General features: G+C 72.9%; 13 protein-coding genes and 1 pseudogene. 7 read left to right on the plus strand and 7 right to left on the minus strand.

The features are described 5' to 3' along the window. The first annotated feature begins 68 nt into the window (after positions 1 to 68). Positions 69 to 1,541: a DUF11 domain-containing protein gene (locus UG55_RS03945; protein ID WP_066062989.1), complete on the plus strand. Its 1,473-nt coding sequence runs from the start codon at positions 69 to 71 to the stop codon at positions 1,539 to 1,541. A gap of 86 nt (positions 1,542 to 1,627) precedes the next feature. Here the strand turns inward: UG55_RS03945 and UG55_RS46615 are convergent, their stop codons facing one another. The 5 genes and pseudogenes from UG55_RS46615 to UG55_RS03970 form a co-directional block, all read right to left on the minus strand. Continuing rightward, positions 1,628 to 4,921, minus strand: coding sequence for a diguanylate cyclase domain-containing protein (locus tag UG55_RS46615; RefSeq protein ID WP_396230804.1), 3,294 nt, complete (start codon positions 4,919 to 4,921; stop codon positions 1,628 to 1,630). Between the two features lie 851 nt (positions 4,922 to 5,772). Next, a pseudogene (locus tag UG55_RS32230) lies at positions 5,773 to 7,663 on the minus strand (protein kinase); the annotation flags it as partial. A 116-nt stretch (positions 7,664 to 7,779) separates the two neighbouring features. After that, positions 7,780 to 8,862, minus strand: a complete 1,083-nt coding sequence (locus UG55_RS03960; protein ID WP_066062998.1) for a GTP-binding protein — start codon at positions 8,860 to 8,862, stop codon at positions 7,780 to 7,782. Positions 8,863 to 8,898: 36 nt separating this feature from the next. Next, positions 8,899 to 10,077 carry an SDR family NAD(P)-dependent oxidoreductase gene (locus tag UG55_RS03965; protein ID WP_242423705.1) on the minus strand — a complete coding sequence of 393 codons (1,179 nt, stop codon included), beginning with the start codon at positions 10,075 to 10,077 and terminating at the stop codon, positions 8,899 to 8,901. Positions 10,078 to 10,085: 8 nt separating this feature from the next. Further along, positions 10,086 to 10,514 carry a nitroreductase/quinone reductase family protein gene (locus UG55_RS03970; protein ID WP_083986385.1) on the minus strand — a complete coding sequence of 143 codons (429 nt, stop codon included), beginning with the start codon at positions 10,512 to 10,514 and terminating at the stop codon, positions 10,086 to 10,088. A gap of 356 nt (positions 10,515 to 10,870) precedes the next feature. Here UG55_RS03970 and UG55_RS03975 point away from each other — a divergent pair, with 356 nt between their 5' ends. The 4 genes from UG55_RS03975 (at position 10,871) to UG55_RS03990 (ending at position 16,363) form a co-directional block, all read left to right on the plus strand. Then, complete coding sequence (locus tag UG55_RS03975; RefSeq protein WP_066063003.1) at positions 10,871 to 12,400, plus strand: kelch repeat-containing protein; 1,530 nt, start codon at positions 10,871 to 10,873, stop codon at positions 12,398 to 12,400. A 122-nt stretch (positions 12,401 to 12,522) separates the two neighbouring features. Next, a complete protein-coding gene (locus UG55_RS03980) occupies positions 12,523 to 13,200 on the plus strand; it encodes a DUF6629 family protein (RefSeq protein ID WP_066063005.1) in 678 nt (225 codons plus the stop codon). Positions 13,201 to 13,284: 84 nt separating this feature from the next. After that, positions 13,285 to 15,780 carry an alpha-amylase family glycosyl hydrolase gene (locus tag UG55_RS03985; protein WP_083986386.1) on the plus strand — a complete coding sequence of 832 codons (2,496 nt, stop codon included), beginning with the start codon at positions 13,285 to 13,287 and terminating at the stop codon, positions 15,778 to 15,780. A gap of 127 nt (positions 15,781 to 15,907) precedes the next feature. Beyond that, positions 15,908 to 16,363, plus strand: coding sequence for an NUDIX domain-containing protein (locus tag UG55_RS03990; protein ID WP_066063008.1), 456 nt, complete (start codon positions 15,908 to 15,910; stop codon positions 16,361 to 16,363). Between the two features lie 27 nt (positions 16,364 to 16,390). Here UG55_RS03990 and UG55_RS03995 read toward each other — a convergent pair whose 3' ends face one another. Further along, positions 16,391 to 17,671 (minus strand): ABC transporter substrate-binding protein, encoded by a 1,281-nt coding sequence (locus UG55_RS03995; RefSeq protein ID WP_242423706.1) that lies wholly within the window; start codon positions 17,669 to 17,671, stop codon positions 16,391 to 16,393. A 532-nt stretch (positions 17,672 to 18,203) separates the two neighbouring features. Here UG55_RS03995 and UG55_RS04000 point away from each other — a divergent pair. Both UG55_RS04000 and UG55_RS04005 read left to right on the plus strand, forming a co-directional pair. Further along, positions 18,204 to 18,641, plus strand: a complete 438-nt coding sequence (locus UG55_RS04000) for a nitroreductase family deazaflavin-dependent oxidoreductase (protein WP_066063011.1) — start codon at positions 18,204 to 18,206, stop codon at positions 18,639 to 18,641. 195 nt (positions 18,642 to 18,836) lie between these two features. Continuing rightward, the gene (locus UG55_RS04005) at positions 18,837 to 19,139 is read left to right on the plus strand and encodes a hypothetical protein (protein ID WP_066063014.1); all 303 of its coding nucleotides are present in this window, start codon (positions 18,837 to 18,839) and stop codon (positions 19,137 to 19,139) included. 57 nt (positions 19,140 to 19,196) lie between these two features. Here the strand turns inward: UG55_RS04005 and UG55_RS29355 are convergent, their stop codons facing one another. Next, positions 19,197 to 19,358, minus strand: coding sequence for a hypothetical protein (locus tag UG55_RS29355; protein ID WP_199865024.1), 162 nt, complete (start codon positions 19,356 to 19,358; stop codon positions 19,197 to 19,199). Positions 19,359 to 19,737: the final 379 nt, after the last annotated feature.

Raw genomic sequence — 19,737 nt, forward strand, 5'->3', positions numbered from 1 at the left:
CAGTGAGATTTCATGTGGGGAAGCGCCGGGTAGGGCTACTCGGCTGGTTCCGACGGGGGGCCGCGCTCGTGGCCGTCGCGACCGCGGCGGTGCTGGCGGCCGGTGGCGTCGCCAACGCGGCGGCACCGGCCCGGCCCGGGGCGCTCGTGCTTCTCACGAAGACAGCCGCGACGGGGACCCAGGGCGCCACGTTCGCCTGGGGTTACGTCGCCCCGCTGGTGGGAGCGGTTGCCGGCACGATCAACATCAAGGTGCCGGCGGGGTTCTCGACGCCTCAGACCACCACGCCCGCGGGGCGCGGCTACATGAGTACCACGACCACCTGCGCGAGGTTCCAGATCACCGGAACCACCGCCCAGGCCGACGGCTCGACCTCGGTCACCGTCGCCACCAACTGCACCCCGCTGCGAGCGGCGCTGCTCACCTACAAGAACGTCACCGCGCCGAGTGTGCCGGGTGACTACGCGTTCACCTCCACCTTCACGCCGAGCGGAGGGGCGCCGATCCCGTTCGCCGCCGCCGACACGATCAGGATCAAGGTCGGCCCGCTGGCCGGCCTGGCGGTCAGCCCGGCGTCGGCCACGATCGCTCCGGGTGGGAGCCAGGAGTACTCCGTCGCCGGTTTCGACGCGTTCGGTAACGCGCTCCCGTCGCCGCCCGCGGGTACCACCTTCACGATTACCCCGGACGGGACGTGCACCGGGGCCGTCTGCACGGCCACCGAGCCGGGTGCGCACATCGTCACCGCCACCGCCAAGAAGATCAGCGCGACGGCGACGCTGACCGTCAGCGAGCCGGCGCCGGCCAGCGTGGATCTGGCCGTGACGCAGACCGTCTCCACGGCCACCCCGACCTACTACACGGACGTCTCGTTCACGACCACGGTGACGAACACCAGCGCCGCCTCCGCGGCGACGGGTGTCGTGGTGAAGGCGGCGGTTCCGGCTGGGCTGGTGTCGCCGGTCGTGACCCCGTCGGGTTCCACCACCTACACCCAGTCGAGCGGTACCTGGACGGTCGGCGGTCTCGCCCCCGGCGCCAGCGCAACCCTGACGATCAGCGGGTTCGCGGGTGACATCGCGCTGGGCGCGCAGGCCGTCAACGCCACTGTCACCTCGACCACGGCCGACCCGAACCCGGCCAACAACACGGCCGCGGCGAGCGCGACCAGCGAACCGGCGCCGATCGCCGTCACGATCACCCCGGACCCGGGCAACCCAGCCTTCATCGAGATAAGCACGCCCGGTGCCGTGAGCTGGATCGCGTCGGTCGCCCACGCGACCGAACCGTCCGCTCCCACGCCGACCGGAACGATCTTCTGGACCTGTGACACGCACAGTCAGAATCCGTGCCCGTTTGTCCCCGCCCTCCTCGCGAGCGCGAACACGCCGGTCCTGACGTTCGAGCGGAGCGAATTCGGCGTTGACGGCTACAACCTGACCGCTACCTTCGTCCCGTCCCAAACCGGCAGCGGCGCCAACTACATCCAGGAGGCCGCGTTCACGTGGCTCACCTTCACCACGGTGAGCAGCGGGGGCTGACCGAGGGCGGTCGGCATGTGCCCGGCGGGCGTCGGCGAAATAGGGCGAGGTAGCCGGCGCCGGTGGGACAGGATGCTCCGGGCGGTTCATCGTGCCGTCCGCGGGGGGACGCTCCGCACGCTGACGCTGCCTCGTCCCGTTCGTTTCGCGCGGTACATCGCGTCGTCGGCGGTCCGCAGCAGGTCCTGGGGGTCGGGGTCGGGATCGTCGGCGATGGCGACGCCGATGGTGGCGCTGAGGCCGACGAGGCCGTCGTCGTGCCTGAACGGGGCGGCCACAGCCTCGTGGAGGCGGTGCGCCACGGCTGTGGCCTGATCTCGGTCGACTTCGCCGAGGACCACGACGAACTCGTCACCGCCGAGCCGGTAGACGACGTCGCCTGGCCGGCAGGCCCGGGAGAGCCGGCGGGCGACGGTGCTCAGGACGGCGTCACCCACCTGGTGGCCGAAGGCATCATTGATCTGCTTGAGGTGGTCCAGGTCGACGAACACGAGCCCGGTGGTGCCCGCCCCGGGCTGTAGCGCCTCCAGCAGGGCGCTGCGGTTGGGCAGGCTCGTCAGCGGGTCGTAGCGCGCCTGCCGGACCAGTTGTTCCTGTAGGTGTCTGCGGTCGGTCACGTCGTGGACGGTCAGCAGGGTCCCGCCGATGTGCGGATGCGAGGACTGGTCGGAGACACGGAGGTCGAACCACCGGTACACCCCGTCGGCACCGCGGAGCCGCACGTCGGACACCGTCGTGGCGGTGTCGACCGGCGCCGTGCCGACCGGCGCTGTGCCGACCAGCGCGGAAAGTACTCGGGCGGTGTCCTCGGGATGCACGATCGCCGTCTGCCGCTGCGTGAACCTCTCGGTTTCATATCCGAGAAGCCGGGTGACAGCCGAGCTGACGAAGGTGATCTTCTGCCGGCGGTCGGTCACGACCACGATGTCGTGGACGTTGTGCAGAAGGGCCGAAAGCTGCTCGTTCGTCCGCCGGTCGGCCTTTTCCAGCAGGCGCGTCGTCAGCGCGAGCGCGAAGACCGTCGCCGCCACCGCCGCCAGGAGCAGCAGATTCCGGCCCAGCTGGTCGGGGCGCAGCCCGGACAGCGCGACCGAGGTCGGCAGCTCCAGCAGGACGTACCCGCCGTCGACCAGCGCGTGGTCACGGGCGGCGAACGCGATGGAGTCCGGCTCGGACGTCGCTGTCGCCGGCAGGCGCACCACTCCTGCGCTGGGCAGTGCGGCGAGAACGGCGGGATCGGCGAGTCGCTGGCCGATGAGGCCGCGGTCCCAGGAGAACCTGGCCCGGCCATTGATGTCGAGACTCGACAGCCCGCCCTGGGTTCCCAGGCCGACCGATCCCAGTGCCTCGTATCCCAGCTGCTCCGGCGAGGTGTCCGCTCGCGTTCCGAGCACGAACACCCCGAACGGCTCGTTGTTCCGCAGTACGGGAAACAGTGAGTAGTTCCAGTAGACACCGTCGACGAGGCGTACCGGCTCGTTACCGACCCGCCCGCTCAGCGCGGTGGCGAACGCCGGGTCGCCCGCCCGTACCGGGATGGCGGCGTCCGGGGGCGTCGCGTCGATGACGCGGCCGTCCTTGCCGGTCAGCGCCAGCACCACGCCCGAGGACAGGGCCGCGAACTGCCCCAGCACAGCCTGGTTGGCCGCGGAGGAGGTCGGTGTCCACGCTACGGCGGAGAGGTCGGCGCCCAGGCGCGCGAGCCGGTCCGAGGCATCGCTGTACCGCACCGACGCTTCCGTCAGATCGGTGAGCTCCTCCAGCCTGGCCTGCACGGCGCGTCGCTGGGCCGCCTTCTCGAACCACAGGGCGACGCCGGCCACCACGGTCAGCAGAGCGACCGCGAGGAGCAGCGGCCCCCAGGTTCGGGCCCAGGGCGCGCCACGCCGGGCGGTGCCGCGGAACCGGCGACCGACCGGCGGCGCCGCCGCCTTCGCCCCGCGCCGTGTCCCGGTCCGCTGACCGGCGCCGTCAGCGGTTGCGGCCCTGCTGGCGGTGACGTCCGCGGCCGGGGTCACGTCCTGGCTGGCCGGTCCCGGGGCGGCGGCCGCTGCCTCGGCGGATGCGGTGGGATCCGGGCCGACCCCGTCCGGATCCGCCGGCGCGGGCTCGTCGTCGACTGCCCAGCGGTTGCCGCCGCTTCGCTTCGCGCGGTACATGGCCAGGTCGGCCTTCCGCAGCAGCTGCTCAGGGCTGATGCCCCCGGCGGGCTGACCGGCGGTGCCGGGCGTGGCGGTGCTGATGCCGACGCTGGCGCCCACCCGCAACCGACGACCATCGACCATCACGGGGTCGGTGAGGAGGTCGATGATGCGGGCGGCTGTCCGGACGGCCTCCGCCCGGTCGGCGCTGTGCAGGAGAACGGTGAACTCATCCCCGCTCAGGCGTCCGACGACGTCGTCGCGCGGCGACCCGCCGACCCGGTCGCACCCGGTGCGGACCGCCTCGATGAGACGCTGGGCGACGACCCGGAGCAGGTCGTCACCCACCTGGTGACCGTGGGTGTCGTTGACCGCCTTGAAGCCGTCGAGGTCGACGACCAGCAGGGAGACCGCCGCGTCGGTGGCCGCCACCGCCGAGAGGGCGCCGTCGATCGCGGCCGTCACCGCCGCCCGGTTGGCCAGGCCGGTCAGGACGTCCTTGTGGGCCTGGTCGGCCAGCCGGTCGGCGAGCTCCTTGCGCGCCCCGATCTCATGGCAGGTGACCAGAATCCCGCCCACGGCGGGATTGGCGGTGAGGTCCACGGCCTCGACGTCGAACCACATCCATTCGGGGCCCGGCGGACCTGCCCGCGGCGGGTCCGCCGGACCGGTGCGGAACCGCACCCCGAGCTCCGGGGGCCGGCCGGGGTCGTCGACCAGTGCCTGGAGGCGAGGCACGTCCTCGGGGTGGACCAGGTCCGTCAACGGCCGGCCGAGGTCCGCCTGCGGTCGGCGGCCGAGCAGGTCACGGCCGGCCGCGCCGACGAAGATCAGCCGGTGGTCGGCGTCCACGACGAGAATGAGATCCAGCGTTCCGGCCAGCAGTGCGTCGGTACGGTTCCGGGTGCGCCGCGCGGTGTGCGTGCGGAACAGTCCGAAGGTCGTCAGACCGGCGACACAGGCGACGAGCACCATCGCGAGGGTCAGCTTGCGCTGCCGGTGCTGGCTCCACAGATCCGCGTAAAGCTCGGATTCGCGCAGTTGCAGGCCGATGTAGTAGCCGGTGCTCGCGATGCGATGCGCGAGCTGGACAGTTCGGTCGTCGGCGCGCCCGGTCAGCCATCTCCTGGTCGTGTCATTTCCTACCTCGGCGAGGTCGGCCGGGTCGACGAACCGTGTTCCGACAAGATTCTGATCCCAGGCGTTCACGACCACTCCGGCACGGTCGGTCTTGAACATGCCCTTGCCGGGGAAGACGCTGGCGAATGCCTGGACCTGCGCGTTGTCGGTCGCGGTGACCAGTACCGCCCACGGGTGCGGCCCGCCGACCGGCACCGCCGCGGCAATCAGCAGTCGCCCGGCGACCTCGAACAGATCCGACACGGCCGCTTTGCCTGCCAGCGCGCTCGACCAGGCCACGCCCAGATCGGCGACGCTCGGCAGGGGCTCCGCCGGATAGAGACTGGCCGTGACCGTCCCGTCCGGCGCATACAGCGCGGCGACCTGGTTCGGCACGAATGTCGGCGAGTCCGTGAACGCCCCCAGCAGCGTCCTGTTCCGTTCCGAGTCACCGCGCGCGAAGGGAACGGCGGCCGCCTGGTCCGCGAGCAGCTGCGNGTTCTCGGCGACACTGGACGTTTCGGCGAGCTGGGCCACCAGGCGCTCCCGGTCCGCGAGCCGCCGGTTTTCCTCCGCGTCCAGCCGGGCCTCCCCGAGCATGGCCATGCCGACGCCGAGCAGAACGAGCAGGCAGACCACCCCCAGCACCAGCAGCCGCACGCCTCGGCTCTGGTCGTGGACGCCCAGCGGACGCACCGGGGGTACGTGATCGCTCCGGGGCGTCACCCCGGTCCGCCTGGCGGACACGGGACGTCCACTGCGCAGAGTCCNGGTGAGACAGCCACGTCCAGAGGGTTCCCGGGTTCACCGGATCTCCAACTGGCTACGGAAAGTGGTCAACCACGAACAGGCAATCACGTTCCGGTCGGCGGAAGGCCACGAGGTCGACGACGGTCGTCACCTGCCGGCGGACCAGCGGACCGGGCCGCTGACCGGGCGTTCGTCAAGCTGGTGTTCCCCGGTGCCGTCGNGGTTCATCGCCCAGGCCGTTCCGGTGGTGGCGTAGAAGCTGCCCGCGGCGGCGTCCCGGACGAGGACCAACGCGCCCTGCGGTGACCAGGTCGGATGCCAGCAGCCGGTGTCACACACCTGCCGCAGCCCGCTGCCGTCCGAGTTCGCGAGGTAGATGCCACCGCTCGACAGCCCGAAGGCGATCCTGGTTCCGTCCGGCGACCAGGACGGTTCCACGGCCGCCGCGCCCCGCACCGGCGAGCGGGCCACCAGCCGCGTCTCGCCGCTGGCCACCGACAGGATGTGGACGGCCTGGTCGGAGCCGCGCCGGAGCAGGATCTCGCCGGCTCGGGGCCAGGAGAGGTCGTAGGCGTCCGACAGGTCCGCCAGCTGGCGGCGGCCGGTGCCGTCGGCGTTGACCGTGAAAACGCCGCCGATGTTCCGGGTGTAGGCGACGTAGGTGCCGTCGGGCGAGAACACCGGGTTGTCCGCCGACCCGTCCGGTTCGTCGGTGAGCCGCAGGAAGTCCGACCCGTCCGGACGGACGCTGGCGATCTCGCCGTCCGCCCCGGCGTAGACGACGCGGTCCGCGGCCGGCGACAGCGCCGGGTTGTCACCCGTGCCGACCTGCCGCTCGTTGCCTTCGGGATCCACGGCGATGATCGGGCTGTCGTTGACCGGGCTCGACCCGGTGTACCGCTTGAAGACCCGCCAGCCGCGCGCCACGGGCTCCGAGCCGCCGCCCGGGTGGTCGGCCGGCGTGGTGGGCTCGACCACCGCCGCGGACGGGCCGGTAGGGCCGGCGGTGGGGCCGGCGGTGGGGCCGGTACCCGTCGCGGAGGCGGTGTCGGTGCCCCGCCCACGCAGGTCGAACGGACCGACCAGCACCGTCGTGGCGACCACGACGGCCAGCAGCGCCAGCGAACCGAGCGCCACGGCCAGTCGCACCGGCAGCCGGCGCGACCAGGAGGGCGGGCCCACGACCGTGCCGGCGACCGGCACCGGGGGCGCCACCCTGGCGGTGACGTCCGACTCCTGCCCGGCCTCCCCCGGCAGCGCGGGCCGGGCTGGCCCGCCGGGCGGACCTGGGCCCTCGGCCAGTCGCAGGAGCAGGGCCGCCGCGGTGGGCCGGGCCTGCGGATCCTTGCTCATCGCCTGCCGGACCAGCTCCAGCAGCGGGGGATCCAGACCGGTGAGATCCGGTTCTTCGTGCACCGCCCGGAAGAGGATCACCGGCGTGGCGGCCTCCCCGTAGGGCATCCGCCCGGTCGCGGCGAAGAGGATCACGCCGCCCCAGGCATAGATGTCGGCGGCCGGGGTGAGCGGGTGGCCCAGCGCCTGCTCGGGTGACATGAACGCCGGGGTGCCCAGGACACCCCCCGCGGCTGTGTGCACGGACGGGGTCTCCAGCGCACGGGCGATACCGAAGTCGATCACTCGGGCGCCGGAGGAGGACAGCAGAATGTTGCCCGGTTTCAGATCCCGGTGTATCAGCCCCGCGCTGTGGATCGCCGTGAGCGCGCTCGCCACCGCCACCGCCAGCCGCTCCAGCTCGGACGGCGGCAGCGGGCCGTTGCCGTGGACGAAGTGCGCCAGCGTGGGGCCGTCGATGAACTCGGTGACCAGATAGGGCTCGGCCCCGTCGGTGTCGACGTCGAGCACCTCGGCGGTGCAGAAGCGCGCGACCCGGCGCGCCGCCTCGGCCTCGCGCCGGAACCGTGCTCGGAACCGCGGGTCCTGGGCGAACTCCCGCCGGATCGCCTTGACCGCGACGAGTCGCCCGTCACCCGCCCGACCCAGGTAGACCGTGCCCATTCCGCCGGTGCCGAGCCGACCGGTGAGTGCGTAGGGCCCGATCCGGGACGGGTCCGTGCCCTCCAGCGGCGCCACTCGGGGCGGAACGTCCGCCATCAGCGCTCCCGCCTCGTCCGCCAGGCCCCGGATCCGGGGCTGTTGCCCGCCGCACCCCCATTATGGCGTTGCGCCGCCGCTTCGTCGGGCCCGAGTGAGATCGATCGACGCCACCGTCACCCGTTCTCGGACCGCCGGGAACCGGTGGCGCTCAGGCGGCGGTGGCGGGCGAGGCGGCGGACCCCGTCCGGGGCAGGGCGGTCCGGGCAGGGTTGGAGTGCCTCCTCCAGCCGGGACCGGACAGCCGACTGGTCGAGACCCATGCCGATCGCGACCAGCCCGCTCGGGCCCTCGGCCGCCGACCTGGTCGCGATGTGGATCTGCCGCCCGACCAGGTTGACCACGTGGCCGCGCAGACTCCGTCCGGTGTTCACCGTCACCGTTCCCTTGAGGCGGTAGACGCCGGCCGGCGGGTCCTCGATCAGGTCCACCAGCCGGCCGGGGTCGACCGGCCCCGCGGCGGGCACGGTCACCGCGTCGGCCCGTGGATGGGGCGCGGTGCCGTGGCCGGCGTGGTCTTGGTCGTGGTCGCGGTCGTGCTCCTGGTCGGCTCGGGCGAGGGCGGCGAGCGGAAGCTCACCGACCGGGTCGTGCGGGCTGGCCGCGTCGAACACGAGCCGTGGGTCGACGCGGCCGAGCGTGGTGTCGACGATGTGCACCTGCGGATTGCTCTCGCGCACCCGGGCGGCGATGCGTGCCAGCGTCTCGGCGCGCGTCGCCGCCGGCACCCGGTCGGTCTTGTTGATCACAACCAGGGAGGCGGACGCGAACCGGGCCGGCGGCAGGCCGCCCGGATCGACCGTGTCGAAGTAGGCGGCCGCGTCCACGACGTCGACGAGACCACCGGGGCGCACCCGGTTGACGCCGCTGAACCGGATGAGCCTGGCCAGCGCCGGCGGGTCGGCCACGCCGCTGGCCTCCACGATCACCGCGTCCAGCCGCAGCCGCGGATGGCTCAGCTTCTCCAGCGCGGTGTCCAGGCCGTCGGTATCCGGCAGGCAGCACAGGCAGCCGCCCGCGATCGAGGCCGGTTGGTCCACCTGCCCGCTGACCAGCGCGGCGTCGACGTTGATCGCGCCGAAGTCGTTGACCACCACCCCGAGGCGCGCGCCCGGCGCCCGGAGCAGGTTGTTGAGCACGGTCGTCTTGCCCGCGCCCAGGTACCCGGTGAGCGCGATCACCGGAACCCGCACCGCCATCCCAACCCACCTCGTCCTCTCCGCTGTGCGGCCGTGTCAACGGACCGCGTCGTCCTCCCGGTCGGGCCGGCTGGGAAGGCGGTAGGTGATGCCGGTGAGGCGCTCGGACTCCTCCCACAGCCGACGCTGCTGGCCACTGTCACGCGAACGGGCGCTGGAGCGGGCGACGACCGGCGGCCCGGTGCTGCGGAACAGCCCGGACGGCCCGTAGTAGGTGCCACCCAGGGCCGCCGGGTCGGTAGCGGCCCGCACCGTGGCGAGCGCCCCCATCTGCGGGCTCTGGACCAGCCAGGACATCACCGGCGCGGCGCGCTCGCCCAGGAACACCGCCGCCGGGGCGGCGAGGTTGCGGGTGAGCCCGGTCCGGGCGATGCCCGGGTGGGCGGCCAGCGCGCTGGTCGGGGCGCCGGCGGCGACCAGTCGCCGCTGCAGCTCGTAGGTGAACATCAGGTTCGCGAGCTTGGAGCGCGGATAGTGCAGCCGCGGCCTGGGCAGCCGCCCGCCTCCCTGGCCCGCGCGACCGTTTCGCGGGCCGCCGCGACCGCTTCCCGGGCCAGCCTCCGGGGCGATTTCCGCGGACACGCGCGGGGCGGGCAGCCGGCTCAGCCCCTCGACGTCGATCCGCCCGACGAGGTGAACCAGGCTGCTCACGGTGACGATCCGCGACCGCGGCGTGGCCAGTAGCCGGTCGAGCAGCAGGCCGGTGAACGCGAAGTGCCCGAGGTGGTTGACCCCCAGCGTGGCCTCGACACCTTCGACACCTTCGACGCCATCGGCCGGCTCGGCCCGGTCGGCATCCACGGCCCGGTCGGCGTCGACCCGGTCGGTGCGCCCCGGTGTCCCGGCGCCGGAACACGGCGGGGGCAGCATCACGCCGGCGTTGTTGATGAGCAGGTCGATCCGCGGGTGGTCCGCCAGAATGCGCTCGGCCGCGGTGCGCACCGAGGTGAGGGAGAGCAGGTCCAACAGCTCGACCTGGACGTCCGCGCCCGGCGTCTCGGCCCTGATCCGGGCCGCCGCCTCCCCGGCTTTCGCGAGGTCACGGCAGGCCAGCACGATCGCGGCGCCCCGCCCGGCGAGGGCCCGCGCCGTCTCGAAGCCGAGCCCGCTGTTGCCACCGGTGATGACGGCCGTGCGCCCGCTCTGGTCGGGCACGTCGGCCAGACCCCAGCCGGTGCCGGCCCTCGCGCCGCCACCGGCCGCGGCGCCGTTCACGGGCGGCATCAGCGCGGCTCGACCAGGACCAGCGGGATGACCCGCTTCGACTTCGCCTGGTAGCCCTCGTACCAGCGGTTGTCGGCGACGACCCGCGGCCAGAGCCGCTCACGTTCCGCCGGGGTGGCGACGCGGGCCCGCATCGGTCGCCACGAACCGCCCTTCTCCCGGATGTCGACGTCGGGATGGGCGCAGATGTTGAGGTACCAGTCGGGATGCCGGTCGTCGCCGCCCCGGGAGGCCACGAGCACGATCGCACCACCGTCGCGCAGCGGCGAGGTGAGCATGATCGTGTGCCGGTTCCCGCTGCGGCGCCCGGTCGTGGTGATCTCCAGGACGGGCATGCCGCCGGCCCGCCAGCCCAGCCGGCCGCGGGTCGTCCTCATCAGGATCCGGTGCGCCCTGTTCAGGGCCTTGAACCCGCGCCCGCCCGTCATGTGCCGCCTTTCGTTCCCGGCCGCCGACGCTGGTGGGCCATGCCCGCCCGCCGCGGCGCAGCCAGCCTACGGCGCCGGGGGTACCCGTCGGCGGGGCCGTGCCCGCCGTCGACGCCTGCGGAGGGTGATCCGGCGAAGCCACCCACAGCGATGACTACTCTTCGAAACATAGGGAAGACACTCCGTGCTCACCGCTGCCCCTGTCGCGCCGACAACCCCGGCCGACCAGAGCTGATTCGCCCTCGTTCGCCGCCGATCAGGGATCACCGATCACCGATCGCGCGGCACACGACGTCCACCCACACGACGTCCACCCAATGGTCCGGTCCCGCTCGGGGCCTCGGAGGGGGGAACCCATGAGCTGGTCACGAACATCCCAGCGCTGTGCGTCCCGTGCGTTCGTCCTGACCGCCACACTGACCGCGGCCCTGGCCACCCCGGCGCTGCTCGCGCCCGGTGCCGACGCGCTGCCGACGAGTCCGGCGACGCAGACCGGCACGCCGTCACCCAACGGCACCACGAGCCCATCACCCACCGGCACAGCGAGCCCTTCTCCCACCGGGACGGCAAGTCCGTCGCCCGGCGGCGCAGCCGGCGACTGCCCCGCGCTTCCGGAGGTCGCCGGGCCGCTGAAGAACTGGGACAGCGTCGCCGACCTGCCCACCGGGCGCACGCACCTCGCGACGACCACGGGCTGCGACGGGCGGATCTTCGCCATCGGCGGCGAGACGACCGCCGCGGGCGGCGGCGGGGCCGGGACCACCGGCACGCCCACGACTGCCCCGGGCACCACGACTGCCCCGGGCACCACGACCTCGCCAGCCACCACACCCACCACGAGCCCGCCCGGGACCAGCCCCGGCGGCGGCTCGGAGACGACCCCCGGGGTGACCCTCACGCCGGCCGCCTACAACGGCGGCACGCCGACCGACCCGAGTGACGACCTCCCCGGCACCACGACAACGACTACTTCTTCGCCGGCGACGTCGACCACGACCTCGACGCCGACCTCGACGCCGACCACGACGACCACCACCACGCCCGCGAGCCCGACGGCCTCCCCGACCACGGCCTCACCGGGCGCGGGTGGCGCCGGGGCGGCCGGGGCACCGGTGGACACCGTCCAGGTGTTCGACCCGAAGAGCGGCTCCTGGTCCGACGGGCCGGCGCTGCCCACCGCGCGCAGCCACCTGGCCGCCGCGACCGACACTGACGGCCACATCTACGCGATCGGTGGCCGCACCGGCGGCAACGGCAGCGGCGCCGCGACCGACAAGGTGGAGGTGTACACACCGTCCAGCGGCGGCTGGACCGCGGCTCCCTCGCTGCCGAAGCCGATGGGCGACCCGAGCGCGACCCGCGGCTCCGACGGAAAGATCTACGTCCTGGACGCCTCGACGCTGGCCATCTACGACCCGGACAGCCAGTCCTGGTCCACCGCCCCGGCCCCGCCGTCGGCCAACGCGGCCCCCGTTCTGACGGGCCTGCCGGACGGCCGGATCCTCGCCGCGGGCGGCCTGGAGTCCACCAGCGGCAAGGCCGCGTCGTCTGACGTCTACGCCTACACCCCCGGCTCGGGTTCCGCGGCGTCCGGCTCGTGGGCGCAGGTCGCCGACCTGCCGACCGGTGTCGCCAGTGCCGCGGGCGCCACCGGACCCGACGGTCGGGTCTACGTGATCGGCGGCCGCGACAGCAGCGGCGACGTCGTCGGCGACACGCAGGTGTTCACGCCGGACGACGACAAGTGGTCCGCCGGCTCGGGCAGTGCGCTGGCGACCCGGGCCGGCCACGGCGCCGCCACCGGCGGTGACGGTCACATCTACGTGGTCGGGGGCACCTCGGGCGCCGGCACGGCGCTGGATTCCACCGCCTCCCTGAGTGGGTGACCGAACTGGCTGAGACCTTCCTGAAATAAGATCATCTGTCGGCGCTGTTTCCCTTGGACACCAGGGGAGACAGCGCCGACGCCTGCTGCGGCGCGCCGGCGCGCGAGGGGACCGGTGGGCCGATGTGCTTCGCACCCGAGGCGGATGTGGTGGCGGCCGCGGTGATCGGCGCGGTGGGCGTCGACGCCCTGCGCCATGCCCACGGCCGGGCCAGTTGGCCGCTCGCCGCCCTTCCGGCCCTGTTCGCCGTGCACACCCTCGTCGAGGCCTTCGTCTGGTGGGGCGTCCGCGGCGATCTCGGCGACGCCGGCACGAGTTCGGCGGTACGTACCGGCGCGACCGCCGTCTACCTGGCGTTCGCCTTCGTGATCCTGCCGATCTACGTCCCGGTGATGATGCTCACGCAGGAACGGGTGCCGGCCCGGCGGCGGGCGGGCGCCGTGACCCTGGCGGCGGGCGTGGTGTGTGCCTGCTGGCTGGCGGCGGCGCTGGTGGCCGGCCCGGTGCGGGCGCGCGCCGACCGCCACCACATCACCTACTCCGTCGACCTGTGGGCGGGCGCCGTCCCGATCGCGTTGTACCTGGTGAGCACCTGTGGCGTGCTCCTGCTTTCCGGCCGGCGGTTCCTGCGCCGGTTCGGCGCGGCGAACCTGGTGGCCCTCGCCGGGCTGGCCTGGGTCTCGACCGAGGCCGTCATCTCGCTGTGGTGTGTCTGGGCGGCGGCCACCAGCGTGGCCATCGCCTGGCACCTGCGCCGGCGGGAAGCGACCCGGAGGATCCCGAACTATTCGGATGGGTGACCCCGTCGCGCCATAAACCGCCTTCAAGGTGACATTCTGGTCGGTCATGCAGGGACAGGCTCAGGCACAGGCCGGGTACCCCCGGTGACGACAGAGCACCGTACCCACCAGCACGAGGACGCCCCGCAGGCAGCGGGCACCGTTCGCGTCGAATTCGTCTACCGCACCGGGGTCGGCCGGCCGATCGCGCACGACGCGCTGCTCGTCGGGAGCTGGGACGGGGCCGGCCGCCCCGCCGCGGACTGGTCCGTGGCCCCGATGGAGCGCTTCACGGCCGACGACGGCTGCGCCGCCTTCCGGGCCTCGGTCACGCTGGACGCGAGCCACCCGTGGACGGCCGACTGGGGCGTCCGGCTGGTCCGTCCGGACGGGGCTCAGGTGTGGGCGATCCCCGGTGAGCTCGCCGACCCGCAGGCCACCGCACAGGTCCGCCAGGTCGTGATCCGCCCGGGCGACGGTCCGGTGACGCGGGCGGAGTTCCGGCTCTCCAGCCACCGGCACAACGGCGCGCGGCGGCTGGCGCCGAGCGCCGACGCCGATAGCGATGCGGACGCCGACGCCGACGCCGGGGAACGGATCCGGTTCCGGGTCTGGGCGCCGCACGCGCGGGCTGTGGAGGTCGCCTTCGCCGGGCCGAGCGGCTACATCGCCGACGACGGTCACGGCGAGGACGGGCTGCTCACCCGGCTGCCGATGCGCCCGGTCCCCGGCGGCTGGTGGGAGGCCGCGGCTCCCGGCTTCGCGGACTGGGTCGGGCGCCGCTACGCCTACCGAGTGGTGCGCGACGACGGCTCGGTCGCGTGGCGTTCCGACCCCTACTCGGTGCGCCAGTGCGGCACCGGCGACACGGACCCCTGCGGCGCGCACTACGACGGCCCGGCGGCGGACCTCGACGGCGCGGTCAGCTGCTCGATGGTCGTCGACACCCGCGAGGACGGGCGGTTCTGGGCCGAGGAGTTCGACCCGGCGCGGCCCGTCCCCCGCCGGGTCGAGGATCTCGTGATCTACGAGCTGCACGTGGGCGCGCTGGGCTTCGGGCACACCGGCGCCGGCACGTTCGCCGACGCGCTGGCGCTGCTGGACTATCTGACCGACCTGGGTGTCAACGCCGTCGAGCTGCTGCCGATGGCCGAGTTCAGCGGGACCCGGTCCTGGGGCTACGGCAGCTCGCACTTCCTGGCGGTCAAACAGAGCGCCGGCGGGCGCGAGGGGCTGCGCGCGTTCGTGCGGGCCTGTCACCGGCGCGGCCTCGCCGTGCTGATGGACGTCGTCTACAACCACTACAGCCCGAACGCCGCGCGTTCCGTCTGGCAGTACGACAGCCGGGTGCCCAGCCGCAACAGCTACTACTGGTATGAGGGCACCGAGAGTGACCATCCGCATCCGGAGGGCGGGTATCTCGACAACGTCTCCTCCGGCTGGGCGCCGCGCTACCACGACGAGAACGTGCGCGCGCTGTTCATCGCCAGCGCGGTGGCGCTGATCGACGACTTCCACATCGACGGGCTGCGGGTGGACCAGACCACCTCGATCCACGCCTACAACAGCCTGCACGCCGACGGGAGCCCGGTCGCCGCCGCGAACATCGCCGGGCGCAAGTTCCTGCGTGAGCTGTGCCAGACGCTGCGCCTGGTGGATCCGGGGGTGATGCTGATCGCCGAGGACCACTCCGGCTGGGCCGAGGTCACCAGACCGGCCGAACAGGGCGGCCTGGGGTTCGACGCGCGCTGGTACGTGGACTTCTACCACCACCTGATCGGTGACAAGGACGAGGGCCCCGAGTACGCCCGGCTGCTCCACACCGCGGGCCGCGACCAGACGGGCCCGCTGGCGATGGGCCTGTTCGCCACCGCGCTCACCGCGGCGGCGGACCGGGCCGTGGTCTACACCGAGAGCCATGACGAGGCGGGCAACTCGCGGCACTCGGCACGCAACATCCTCGTCGCCGTCGACCACGCACCGCTGGCCGGCGAGACTGCCTGGTACGCGCTCGCGCGCCTGCGGTGCGTCGCGGCCCTCACCCTGCTCTCCCCCGGGACGCCGCTGTTCCTGATGGGCGACGAGGTGGGCGCCGCGCGGCCCTACCTGCACGACACGTTCGCCGAGGCCAAGGAAGATCTCGCCGGTCTGCGAGCCGGCCGTGGCGCCGGCCTGTTCGCCTGCTACCGGGTGCTCGTCGGCCTCCGGCTGGGGAGCCCGGCGCTGCGCTCCGGCGGCGTCGAGGTGGTGGCGACGGATGACGTGGGCCGGGTCCTGGCGTTCCGGCGCTGGGCCGGCGACGAGGAGTTCCTGGTCGTCGCCAGCCTGCGCGACGAGCCCACCGCGGGATACGTGCTGACCCATCCGGCGCTGGCCGGCCGGCGCTGGCGGCCGGTCCTCGACACCGACGCGGCACCCTTCGGCGGGCGCGCCCGGCCCCCGGCGCGGGCGGTGTCGCCGCGCGGGGAGACCGTGCGCCTCGACCTGCCCACCGCCGCCGTGCGGGTGTACCGCCGCCGCCGGCGCGGTCAGGGCACGGCTGCCCGGCCGCCGGCCGGAGCGGGGCGCCTGGGTCGGCTACGCCTGCCCCGCCGGCACTGACCAGTCGGCACTGGCCCGCCGGCACTGACCCGCCGGCACTGACCCGCCGGAGCGCACCATTCAGCGTTGACGCCGCAATCACCCGCTCGGCGCCCGCGGCGACCGTCCGTGGGAGCAAGCTGGGACGGTGGAACGCTTTGTGCTCTGCTCACGCGGCTGCCAGCACTGGGGCGCTCTCGGCGCGGCGGGGGTGCTCCTGCGCGCGGCCGACCTCGGCGAGCCCAGATACCTGCTCGTCCTGCGCCACCCCCGGTCGCACCAGGGCGGTACCTGGGCGGTGCCCGGCGGCGCGCTGCTGCCGGGCGAGTCGCCCCTGGACGGGGCACTGCGGGAGGCCGAGGAGGAGCTCGGCCCCCTGCCCGCGCACGTCCCCCGCGGGCCCGTCCCCGCCCACGAGTACGTCGACGATCACGGCAGCTGGGCCTACACGACGCTGGTCCTGAACGTGGCGACCGTGTTCGAGCCCACCGCGACCAACTGGGAGACGGCCGACTGGACGTGGGTCTCGGCGAGCCAGGCGCTGTCGCTCCCCCTGCTCCCGCCGCTGCGCGCCGCCTGGCCGGCCCTCACCCTCGGCAGCTGACGGGCGTGGCCGGCCCGCACAGCCCGCTCAGCCCGCTCCGGTCGACGCGGCGCCGCGCACCGGCTCCCCGCACAGCGGGCCCGCGCCGACGGGCTCGAAGGCGTCACCGTCGGGCGCGACGCGGATGAAGTCGGTGCACACGTCCACCAGCCGCTCGGCGGCCGAGAAGTCGATCTTCTGGTTGAGCAGCCCGGCGCCGTCGTAGTCGGTCACCCCGCGCAGCCCCTGGATGAACCCCGCGCGAGTCGGGCAGCCGTCCTGCGTCTGCAGCCCGCGCAGGAACATGTCGGCGGCGATGTAGCCGTAGATGGAGCTGAGCTGGGTCGCGGGCTGCATCTGGGGCGCGTAGGTGGTCATGGCCGTCAGGTATGCCTGCTGCGCCGCCTGGTTCCGCTCGATCACCTGGAAGCCCACCGGCGAGTAGGTGCCGGCCAGCGCCCGGGCGGTCTCGGTGTTGAGCAGGTTCGCGTCGTAGGTCAGCGGTGAGATGGCGACCGTGTACGGCCGCCCGACCCTGGACGCCTCGGCCAGGATCGCCGTGTAGAAGTCGGCCGGGACCAGCGAGACCAGCGAGTCCGCTCCGCTCCGGATGATCCGCTCGACGGACTCGGGGCTGTACGCCTCGGCGTTGGCGTCCTGGTAGACGATCCGGATTCCGGCGGCCGACAGGCTCTTGCGCGCCCCCTCGGCGTACAGCCGCGCCGAGGCGGTGATCGGCGTGGAGACGATGGCCGCGGTGGTGCCGCCCTGCGCCCGGATGAAGGCACCCAGGGTGGTCGTCGCGTCGTTGTCGTCGAGCTGGTAGGCCAGCGGGAACATGTTGTCGTTCGCCGCCCAGGTCCCGCTGTCCGCGACGCCCAGGACGGGAACCCCCTCGTCGTGCAGCAGCGTGGCGGACCTCTCCGAGAAGGCCGTGTACTCCAGGATCGCGAACACGTCCTCGCGGAGCAGGTCCTGCGTCGCCTCCAGGTTGCCGAGCTCCGTGAACCGGTCGTCCCGCCACACCGTGGTGATCTTCCGCCCGTCGACGCCGCCCTCGGCGTTGGCCGCCGCCAGGCGCGCCTCGATCCCGAAGCGGTAGCCGGTGAACTGGGGCGAGAGAAGGCCGGTGTCCGGGAACAGGATGCCCACCGTGATCTCGTCGTCGGTGACGCCCGTCGAGCAGCTCTGCGCCGTCGCCTCCACCGCGCTGGTGGCCCCCCCGGAGCCGCAGGCTGTCGCCACGGCCGCCACGGCCGCCGTCATCGCCGCCGTCACCAGCGCCGCGCGGGACGACCGCGTCCGCCCTCGCATCTTCCGCACCAGCACAGGTCCACCTTCCAGAGTCCTCGACAGCCAGGAGAGCGGATCACGGCACCCACAGCCAGGCCCGGTCCACACAAACGCCTCGGCAGACGGTCGATCCGGACGGAACTCCCGTCCAGGACTCAGGGACATAGCCGCAGGCAGAACGAACATACCGACTCCAAGTTGGACGCCAGTCAGCCAGACCCGCCCTGCCGACCGGCCGGATGGGACGTCGACTCCGCGGCGGAGATCGGCCCGCCTCACCCACCAGCCGAACCACGCGCAAGACACCCGAAGGGCTATGGGCGGAAAACTGCCGCCCCACGTTGGCGCGTTGACGCCAGCCAGCGGGGCCCGTCCCGGCGGTGGGCACGGATGTCGGGGCTCGAACACAGCATGATCGCGAGCCGTCACGGCCCGCAAAGATGGGACACACGTCACCATCGGCGCCGCACCGCCACCGGCCGGGCACCGAGCGGGCGGCCGGCGACACGCGACACTCCCGCGGTGCCGGACGGGAAGGCACTCCCTACCAGCGGTGTTGACTCGATGCATGTCGTTGACTGGTGAATACGAACCAAGCCCGAACGAATGGGTGCGCGCCCAGGTCGAGGAGTACGAGAGCTCCGGGGGCACCCGCGGCACGACGCAGCGCGGCGCCCCGGTGGTCATCCTGAGCACGGTCGGGGCGAAGTCGGGCAAGATCCGCAAGACGCCGCTGATGCGCGTCGAGCACGAGGGCCGCTACGCCGTGGTCGCCTCGCTCGGTGGCGCCCCCAGCCACCCGGTGTGGTTCCACAACATCGTCGCCCATCCCCGGGTGGAGCTACAGGACGGCCCGGTCCGCCAGGAGATGGTCTCCCGTGAGGTCTCCGGGGAGGAGAAGGCGTTCTGGTGGGAACGCGCCGTCGCCGCCTGGCCCGACTACGCGGAATACCAGAAGAAGACGAACCGCGAGATTCCCGTCTTCGTCCTCGAACCCGTTGACTGACCGCGTTGGTCCGAGGGGATCCGGTCAGGAACTCCAGGCGGGACCGGTCGGATATCTGCGACCAACGGCGGAGCCCGACCGTTACATTCTGACCCATTGATCGTCCAGCTTTCCGGCGCGTTCTGAAGTAACGTTCGCGTCGCCCGCCGCGGAGCTACTTCGGCGAGTGCTCAGGAAATCAAAAAGGAGATCAGAATGGACCAGCAGCAGCGTCAGCAGATCGAGCAGCAGCTGCGGCAGAACTGGCGGCAGATCCGTTACCGCATTCTTGACCAGTTCGGCCAGGTCAGCACCGCCGACCTCGACGCCGCCATCAGCGTCAACGACCTCGTCGCCCGGATCGCGGACAAGACGCACCACAGCGAGCGGTACGTCCAGAACCGCCTCCAGGAGCTCGCCGGGGTCGGCGCGGGCCAGGGCCCCCTCGTCGGTGACCGCTTCGGCGCCGGTCAGGGTGTTCCGGGCGGACAGCTGGGACAGCCGTTCGGCTCCCGGTAGTCAGCCGGTCGGGCGGTCAGCCCGAGCATTCGATCAACTACTTGGCGCGCGTGCGGTTCACACCGCGCCAAGTAGTGCTCGGATCTCCAGGAGACCATCGATCAGCTCGAGCGTCTTGGCGTCCCGCGGCAACCGGCGCAGCTCATCCAGCATCGCGTCGGTCTGCTCCACGGTCGGGACGCCGTCAATCGACGCCGCCAGCTCCACAATTGCGGCCATGATCCCACCATCTTCCGGGTCGCGGAGCGCTCGGCGCGTCCGAAATTCCCCACTCGGCATGATGCCGGACCAGAATCTCATCCGGACCGACCTGAGGTGTCATGTCCGTTATCAGCCGGCCGGCTGACCTCGCTGTCGGCGATCCGTCCAGATCAGCTCCCCCCGCACGCACCGTCAACGACCGGGCCGGCTGAGCACCGCCGGTACCGTCCGGGTGACCTTCCTTCCGCGCTGACCGGCCCTGACGCGATCGACACCGCCCTGGATACCCGAAGCCGGACGTGGCCAAGCTCACGGGCCGGGCTGGGCTGCCCGGCGCCCGGCGGCCCGCTTTCCCCGCAACCAGCGCCAGGGGTTGGCCCGGGAACGCCGGCCGTGT

Origin of the sequence: Frankia sp. EI5c (assembly GCF_001636565.1) — a bacterium.
In the GTDB taxonomy this organism is placed as follows: Bacteria; Actinomycetota; Actinomycetes; order Frankiales; family Frankiaceae; genus Parafrankia.